4 protein-coding genes and 1 pseudogene are annotated in these 8,119 nt (G+C 68.1%); 2 read left to right on the forward strand and 3 right to left on the reverse strand.

The genetic code is table 11. The features are described from left to right. Positions 1 to 708 precede the first annotated feature (708 nt). The 3 genes from ACFYWI_RS38050 to ACFYWI_RS38060 all read right to left on the reverse strand — a co-directional run bounded on the left by ACFYWI_RS38050 (position 709) and on the right by ACFYWI_RS38060 (position 4,236). Positions 709 to 1,131: a VOC family protein gene (locus ACFYWI_RS38050; RefSeq protein WP_389240698.1), complete on the reverse strand. Its 423-nt coding sequence runs from the start codon at positions 1,129 to 1,131 to the stop codon at positions 709 to 711. Between the two features lie 744 nt (positions 1,132 to 1,875). Beyond that, a complete protein-coding gene (locus ACFYWI_RS38055; RefSeq protein WP_389240700.1) occupies positions 1,876 to 2,694 on the reverse strand; it encodes an alpha/beta fold hydrolase in 819 nt (272 codons plus the stop codon). Between the two features lie 816 nt (positions 2,695 to 3,510). Continuing rightward, positions 3,511 to 4,236 (reverse strand): serine hydrolase, encoded by a 726-nt coding sequence (locus tag ACFYWI_RS38060; protein WP_389240702.1) that lies wholly within the window; start codon positions 4,234 to 4,236, stop codon positions 3,511 to 3,513. A 1,071-nt stretch (positions 4,237 to 5,307) separates the two neighbouring features. Between ACFYWI_RS38060 and ACFYWI_RS38065 the strand changes: the two genes are divergently transcribed. Further along, entirely contained in the window at positions 5,308 to 5,850 is a 543-nt protein-coding gene (locus ACFYWI_RS38065) for a DoxX family protein (RefSeq protein WP_389240704.1), read from the forward strand. Positions 5,851 to 7,711: 1,861 nt separating this feature from the next. After that, positions 7,712 to 8,119, forward strand: a pseudogene (locus tag ACFYWI_RS38070) (hypothetical protein); the annotation flags it as partial.

Here is an 8,119-nt window from a genome sequence, read left to right on the forward strand (position 1 = left end):
GGCCCTGCCTTCATGCGCGTACGGCCGGAAGATCACCCGACCAGGAACTCCGTTCGACTTGCAGGTTCCAAGATCGGTTGAGATACGGCTTCTCAGTCCTGCCGGCGACCTTAGACAAGCGGTCTGACGCAAGTTCGAACCGGGGTATCGGGCGTGCTCTTGGCACTCGGAGCATGCGGTGCCGTCCGGTGGCCGGAACCTGGTGCTGTGATGCGGGCAGGGCACAGGCCGAACCACGGCTGCGGACGCTCGGATCGCCCACCTCCGCCCAGACGGGGCAGACGCTGCTTCTGAAGGTGAACCGATGCTTCCCGATCGGCGCTGCCGCTGTAGCGGTCCACGTGATCCACTCACGCAGACCGGGCTGTCAGGTCCTGGTTACCCTCGAACCATTGTCAATCCCGATGGCCTGCGTGGTGGGGCGGCCAGGTCGGCGTCTGGTTGTCATGGAGCCCGACTTCCCTGCGGTCCAGGGAGGATGGCGTGCATCGCTGCGGGGGATGCGTATCGCCGTCGGCTGCTGCGGGATGCCGCCGCGAAGTACCGGGCCGCGCTCGTCTGCGATCACCCACCCGCTTTTTGGCTCCTGCGCGCGCCCACCACGCCAAGCGGCTCCCCCGCCTCCTGCCATCCCAGGTGTGGGAACGGGCAGAGGAGGCCGGGGGAGCCGCTCAGCTCAGAAGGCGCCGACGGATCGCCCTCAGGCGACTAGGGCCGGGTATAAGGCCGGGTCATGATTTCCATGTTGTGGCCATCCGGGTCGTCGAAGTACGCGCCTCGGCCGCCGAAGAGGCGGTTGATCCGGCCGGGTTCGGTGTGGCTGGGGTCGGCATAGTAGGTGACCCCGACCGCCTCCAGACGGGCGATCATCGCGTCGAACTGTTCGTCGGGCACCAAGAACGCATAGTGCTGCGACTGGATCGGCTCGTCGCTCTTCTCGTAGTAGTCGAGCGTCACGCCGTTGCCAAGATCGACGGGCAGAAACGGCCCGAGCGGGGCGCCGACCTCCAGGCCCAGGATGGCCGCGATGAACTCGGCCGACAGCTGCCTGTCCTTGGCGTAGACGGCGGTGTGGTTCAGCTGGACGGCGGTGACGGGTGGCTCGTGCTTGTGCTGCTGGTCAAGCGGCATCTGGGGTATCTCTCCGGGTCTTGGTTTCCACTGGAAGGGGGCGCCGCGCGCGGGCGCCGGAAGGGAAGACGCAGAGAAGAGAGGGCGGGGCTCGTGCCCGCCTCGCGTTCACGCCGAGGCCGGGCGCCTCACTCGTGCGTGGCCCATGGCCGACCCGGCAGTCACCCGGTGGACTTTAGTGGCCGCCGCGGACCGGGGCAAACGCCGAGCCTCGGCTCGGGTCGCCTCAACGACGAGGTATCGAGGCGCTGACGGTCGCCGCCGTCTCCGGGGGAGTGACTTCGCCGCCGCCGCACCTGCGAGGGCGAGGCCCTCCCCCCGTCTCCAAGGACAAGTCCCGTGGAATCTTCCTCGGTTACCCGGCTCGGCCGCCGCCTACCTCGGTCGCCCGCCCGAAGGAGCCCTGCGGAGCGCCGACTTCGGGGCCTATCGGTAGTACTCAGGCGTCAGGCGTCAGGCGTCGGGCGGTGAGACGGCGGGACCGGTCTCCGGAGCCACCCAGGGGCTCGTGCCTCGCGCTCTCTGCCTGGTAGGCGGACGCCAGCTGGTCCAGGAGCCAGGAGCCAGGAGCCAGGAGCCAGGAGCGCGGGCGGCTCCGCTGACGGCGCGGGCCGTATCGCCGATTGCGGCACACCTGACAGCCCAGGAAGGACGGTTATCCGGAGTGGGAGTGCGTAGTCCCGGGGTCGGACCGTACCCGGTGATCGCGCGCCCACGGCGGGCTGTGGCTCCGGTGCTTCGGGCTCAGCCGGAGAGGGTGCGCAGGAGGGGGCGTAGGGTCTCGGTCAGCGCGGTTGTGTGGGTGAGGTAGGGCACGTGCCGGCCTGGGAGTTCGAAGAGTTCGGTGTGCATCTGGTTCGCGAGCCACTGCGATTCTTCGTACCCGTGGTGGTATTCCGCCGCAGGGTCGCGGTTCTCGGCGCCCGCCGTGACGATGCGCGGGACCTTCACATCCGCGAGTTCCTCGGATGTGGGCATGTACTCGATGAAGGCCTCGAGTTCCATGCCGAGGAACACCTCCGCGTTGGACAGCAGCCGCTCGCGGGTCTGCGGCTCTACGGCCTCCAGGCCATCCCGTCCCCAGGCCCAGTGCAGGAGGGCCTCCATCGCACCGGGGAGCGCGGCCTTCGCCATACCCTCCTCGAACACGGCCCCCAGCTGCCTGCCCACCGCATCGGCGTCGGGGCTGACCGAGACGAACGGGGGCTCGTGGATGATTGCTGCACGCACCACCTCGGGGTGGCGCAGCAGGAGGTTGGTGAGGATGATCCCCCCGCCGCTGGCACCGAACACCACGGCCGGGGCCAGATCGAGCCCGCGCAGCAAATTGGCGGCGTCATCGGCCTGCTCATCGACGGACGTTGAGATCCAGTTCTCCGGGCGCGGGCTGCGCGAGTTGCCCCGACGGTCATAGGACACCATCGTGAACTCGTCCGCGAGCGCATCGGCCATGCCGGTCCACAGCCCGGCGTCGCCCGTGACTCCGGAAATGCACAGCACTGCAGGGCCCTGCCCATGCCGCTCGTAGTAGAGCGTGGCGTCGCCGACCTCGATGGTGCTCACAACGGCCGCCCTTCCCGATTCGGCTCCCTCCTGCACAGGGCATTCTGCCTTGCACGCGGCCCCATCCCACGAACACGGGACCGGCGAGCCTCGCCACGTGGCAGGTCGGCGAATCCTGCGCACGGGCTTCGCGGCCCCATGGACTTCGCCTGGGCGGAGAGACGGTACGGGGTCGGCCGGGGACCATCGGCGGCCAGGGCCGAACCGCCAATGTGCTTGTAACCAGTCGTCAACAGCATTCCGCCGAAAAGGACTCACCTGTCGGCGGACGGTCCCGGTGGAGAAAAGCCAGACGTGTGCCGCGTACCGGGCGGCAGACCGGGGACCAGCCGCATCCCGTCACGGCACCCGACACCGCCTCGTGCCGACACCGTCGATCACCACCTGCGCCCAGACCAGCCCCACGCCCTCATCACCCGGGCCAACCTCGCCCGGAGGCAGTGCAGGAGCGGAGCGGACATAGGCAGCTTCGTCGAGCAGGGTGCGGTCCTAGCGTTCGGCCTTGCCATTGGTCTGCGGACCGTAGGGGGTGATCCCCCGTTGCGCTCCGGTGGTGGTCGCGATGTTCGAGACCGGGCACGTCGCTTCACGCTCGGACGAAACGGGCCGAGCCATGAAGTGATGCCGGTCGCCCTGATCCTCACCTCACCGGTCGCGTGGAGGGCCACTCCTTTGCCGCAGAGCTCTGATCGGCGCCGTCCACGGCATCACCGTGGCGCTCGGCCTCCGCTGCTTCGACGGCTCGGCTGATCGGGCGGTATGGCGGCAGAGCTGCTGCGCCCGCTCAACGGCCTCCGGACCGGCGGGGCAGGAAGGTCAGCGGATGATCGGGGAGACAGGAGGGGGAGTGCTGCGAAGGACATGCACGGCCGACTGCGCCGCCTGCTCCACGGCCCAGATCCCGTGGGACATGCTCCGGCTGCCGTGAGAGAGGATCACGAGGTAGAAGGTGCTCCCGTGCGCTTTGACCCGCCCCATGCTGTTGATTGCCCAGAGTTGGGAGTGGGGCCGTAGCAGCCAGCCGTTCTTGAGTTGCCAACGACTGCCTGCCGCGGACACTCCCCAGTCCTGGTCGGCGTCGATCCGGCCCATGAAGGTCTGGATCAGATCGCGTGAGGCCGGATTCAGCGGTGAATGGTCGTCGAACACGGCGGACAGCAGGGCCAGCTGATCTGCCGCGGTCGTCCGGGTGAGGCCCCATTGCGGGTCTGGCCCCGCTTGGGTGGCGGTCAGTCCCAGGGTCCTGTTGGCGTCAGCGAGTCCTTGGCCGCCGCCGATACGCCGCCACAGGGCATTGGCGGAGTCGTTGTCGCTGCTCTGGATCATCGATGCGGCGGTCGATGCCTCCCACTGGGTGAGGGTCCGTCTCTCGTGCTGGGCACGCAGCAGCAGGGCCGCCAGAATATCCACCTTCACCAGGCTCGCGGTGATGTGCACCTGCGAGCCGTACAACGCCCGCCGGCCGTCCCTGGGCTCCAGAACAGCGACCGACACCCGAGTGCCGTCCCGCTGGCGGATCGTTTCGAGGGAACGAGCGAGCACACTGTTCGCATCTGTCGGGGCCGGCGCCCGCATGCCGGGGCTGCCTGGCGGCGCTTCGACCGGCTGCCTGTTCCCCGACGTCACCGGCGCCTGGTTCTGCGACGGGGGGTGTCCACTCCGGTCACTGTCTGCGTTGTGACCGGCAGCGAAGCAGCCCGTGAGCAGCATGCCCACAGCTGAGCATGCCAGCGCCCGCTGTATCCGCCCCCGGCCCGCGCAGGCTTCGCCGTGGCTGCCAGCGTCGGGCGGGACAGGCTCCTGCCCCATCGCCGGGGGCGGGGGCGAACAGGCAGCACCCATCGGATTCACCGGAAACCTCCATCGGACAAGCGAGCGGCATCCAAAACGGACAATGTGCCCATAGTCTTTTCCGGGGTGAGGCGCGCCGCATCCTGGCGCGGTTTCGCCCCAAAGGCGCAACGCGCTGACCACAGACAGCCACCTCCGACCCTCGGGACGAAGCAAAGGCCTGTCTCCCCGCCGTGTGCACCTGCCCCCGCGCTGCCATGTCGTGCAACGCCGTCCCTGGTCCCGGTGCCGTGGCCTTGCCAGGCCTCGCGTGGAGGTGAGCGCGCCGCGACGCTCGGGGGTGAGTGGAGCGGCGCGGCTGCGGGTCTCGTCGGGGAACAAGCCGCGCGTGGATGCTCCGGGGCGTTGGTGCACGTGGGCGATTTGTCGTGGAGTACGTCGGCGCTCCCAAGTGAGGGCACGGGCCGGTCTGCAGGTGAAGGCAGGTGATGGCGCAGTTCGCGGCAGGTGTGGGGCTCCGGAGTGCGGGTTTTGCACCGGAGAGATTCCGTGATCCAGATGGCGGGACCTGCGCGCACAGCAGGTTGACCGCCCGCCTCCCCCTGGCGCAGGCGGTCGCCGTCCGCTCCGTTCCTCTGCCTGGTCGTCGCGTTCGGCGGGGGAGAGCCACTTTTCCTTCCGGCGCCGCCCATCAGCCGGAACGGGGCATGGTGGTGCCGAGCTGGGCGCCGAGCAGCTGCTCAGGCGACTGACCGGATCAGCGACTACCGTCGAAAGGGGGCTTGAAACCTCAATCCATCTGACTGTTCAGGGATTGCGCTCATGACTTCCACCTCCAGGACGCTCACTCCTCCGGCCACCGCCCGCAACGCCCCCTCACCACACGCCTATGACGTCGGGCTCTTGCTGCTGCGCCTCGCGGTCGGCCTGACGATGGCCGCACACGGCACACAGAAGCTGTTCGGCTGGTTCGGCGGTCCAGGCATCAACGGCACTGGACGGTTCTTCGAACTGAGCGGCTATCCGCACGGCGACGCCATGGCCCTCTTGGCCGGTCTCAGTGAGACCCTTGGCGGCCTCGGTCTGGTCCTCGGCCTGCTCACACCACTGGCCGGCGCCGCGATCGTGGGAACCATGATCAACGTCATCGCCGTGAGGTGGGGCAGCGGCTTCTTCGCCCCCCGGGGTATCGAGTACGAAATCCTGCTCCTGGCCGCCGCCGCGACCCTCACCCTCACCGGCCCCGGCCGCTACGCCCTCGACCACTTCATCCCGGGGCTGCGCGCGCACCGGCTGGCCTACGGTGCCGTCGCGATTGTGCTGGCAGCGGTGGCGGCCGCCGTCATCCTCCTGATCCGCGGCTGATCCGGGCCGATACCTCCGCGTATATCGCGACCAGCTGCGCCCAAGCCGCCGCTTCCAGGTGTGCCGGCGGCTTGGTGACGGCGGTGACGGGCCTGCCGACCCTTGTCGGGGCGTACGGCATCCCCCCTGGCCAGTAAAGGGACGGCGGCCTTGGTGGGCGGCGTGCGGTGGCCGGTGCGGAATTCCGCCAGGCGCTGCGCCGGGGCGAAGCCACCGAGAAGGTCTCACCTCGCATCTGCGGGAGTTGGATGCCGATGGCATCGTCGTGCCTCAGCGGTACGCCGCGTCACATACACCCTCACCCCGCTGGGGTGTCTTCCTCAACGAGGCGCTGCGCCCTTCGGAGCCTGGGGCAGGGAGCACCTCCTGAGGAAGACATCACCCACGGCCGCTCATGATCGCGGTTTTGGTGACTCTCCGTGGCTCTGGCACGGAAAGTGATCCGGAACCACTTTCCAGCCGGCGCCGACAGCCCTTCCCGTGGCCGCGCCGGCCACTCCGATTCCTCGCCGACGGCGAGCCCTCCTGCCAGTCCACCAGTCGTGTCAGCGCCTCGCCTCCGAGCCCTACCGCGCCGAGCACCACGGGTGTGCCAGTGACTGATGGGCAGCCGAGAGCGTGACACCGCGATTGCCTCTGGCCGGCACTGCAACACGCCTGGGACCCATCCGCTGACTGGCAACGAGGTCGAAAGCCGAGGAATGGGACGGCCGGGTCGTCGGTTCGGCGTGAGTCGCCCTGGACCGAAGCCCCGGCCGTTGTCGGCAACTGATGCCCAGAGGGCCGTACTTGAGGACACGGTGCGGACGGCATGTGCGACGAGCGCGATGCGGACGGAGCTGCGGACAGCTGGGTGGACGTGGTCGCCTGCATGATGCGGGTCATGGAGAAGGGCTTCGCGGGTACACGACCGATATGGCATCCAAGACGCACAATCCGTTCATCTCAAGCAGTTCGGCTGCCTGGGTTGGCTCAGTTCCCCCACGCGCACTCCAAGCGGCCACTGGAAGTCCGTCCCGTCCTCAGGCTTCTGGACGCTGCACGGCTGTGGGGGAGTCCTCATGATCGGGGCACTGGCAACGGCTCCGGATGCCTCGGCGGAGCCGGTGTGGATCCATCTGATGGTCATGACCTTGGCTGTTGTCGTCCTGGTCTACAACCTGGCCAAGAGCAAACGCTAGGGCTGCCCCCGCACTTCGCGTCCGGCCCCAGGAAATCGGCTGTGCCTGTTCGCCGCTGCCCTGCGCTGGGCGAGCGCGATCCGGGTGGGGACGACGCTGTCCCTGGGGCGGCAGTCGACGCCGAGTTCACTGCGGTCTTGAGACCAGGGACGGTTCGGTGAACGCTCCGGGGTGCGGTCGGCATGGGGCAACGCGACGGACCCGGCTGAGCTTGACGTTCAACCACTCTCCGGCGGTCGAGGCGTCGTGCCAAGGTGATGGCCATGGCGACGTTTGATCGTCATGACGGGTCCTTCGGTCATGTCCCCTGGTGTGGTGTAGCGGCGGGCAGCTGTTCTCTGCCCTGGGTGGTCAGCAACCTGTTGCGGTGCCCGTCGCGTCAAGTGGTCATGGCATGGACCGTCGCGTGCGCCGGGCCAGGAAGCGGTTCGCGAAGAAGGTGATCCATGGGCTATTTGCGGACCGAACGCGATCGGCCGCTGTGGTTGCGGTACTTCGCTGCCGTACCGCCTCGCGCCTCGTGAAGAGTGGCCGCCGACAATTACGACTTGAACGCGTTCAAACTCTGTGCCAGGGTACGGCGTGCGTTCTTGAGCCCATCGGTCGCGCACGCGTCCTGCGGAACCCGCTAGGGGTGGAGTGTGTTGCGTTCCTGTCGTACTGCGCTGATCTTGCTCGCCATGGCCCTCGCCCTGACGGCCTGCGGCAGGTTCACCGTCATGCCGCCGCCCGACGGCGAACCGGTCGTTCTGAAGCCGGCCGAACTTGCGACCACGTGGACCGATGCCGATGGCGGCACCCTCACGCTGAAGCAGGACGGGACGTTCATCGCCGATAAAGTCTGCGTCTCCGTCAGCTGGGAGGAAGGTTTGACCTGGTCCGGAACAGGCACCTGGGAGCAAGGCTCCAGAAAGAAGCAAAGCTTCGTCGGTGTGACCTTCGACGCCGATGACCCCGAAACGGGTGAGCGGGAGCCCGGCGCCTACGCCGCCTTGAGAAGCCGTATCTCAACCGATCTTGGAACCTGCAAGTCGAACGGAGTTCCTGGTCGGGTGATCTTCCGGCCGTACGCGCATGAAGGCAGGGCC

This window comes from Streptomyces sp. NPDC002889, from assembly GCF_042888425.1.
Taxonomy (GTDB): Bacteria; Actinomycetota; Actinomycetes; order Streptomycetales; family Streptomycetaceae; genus Streptomyces.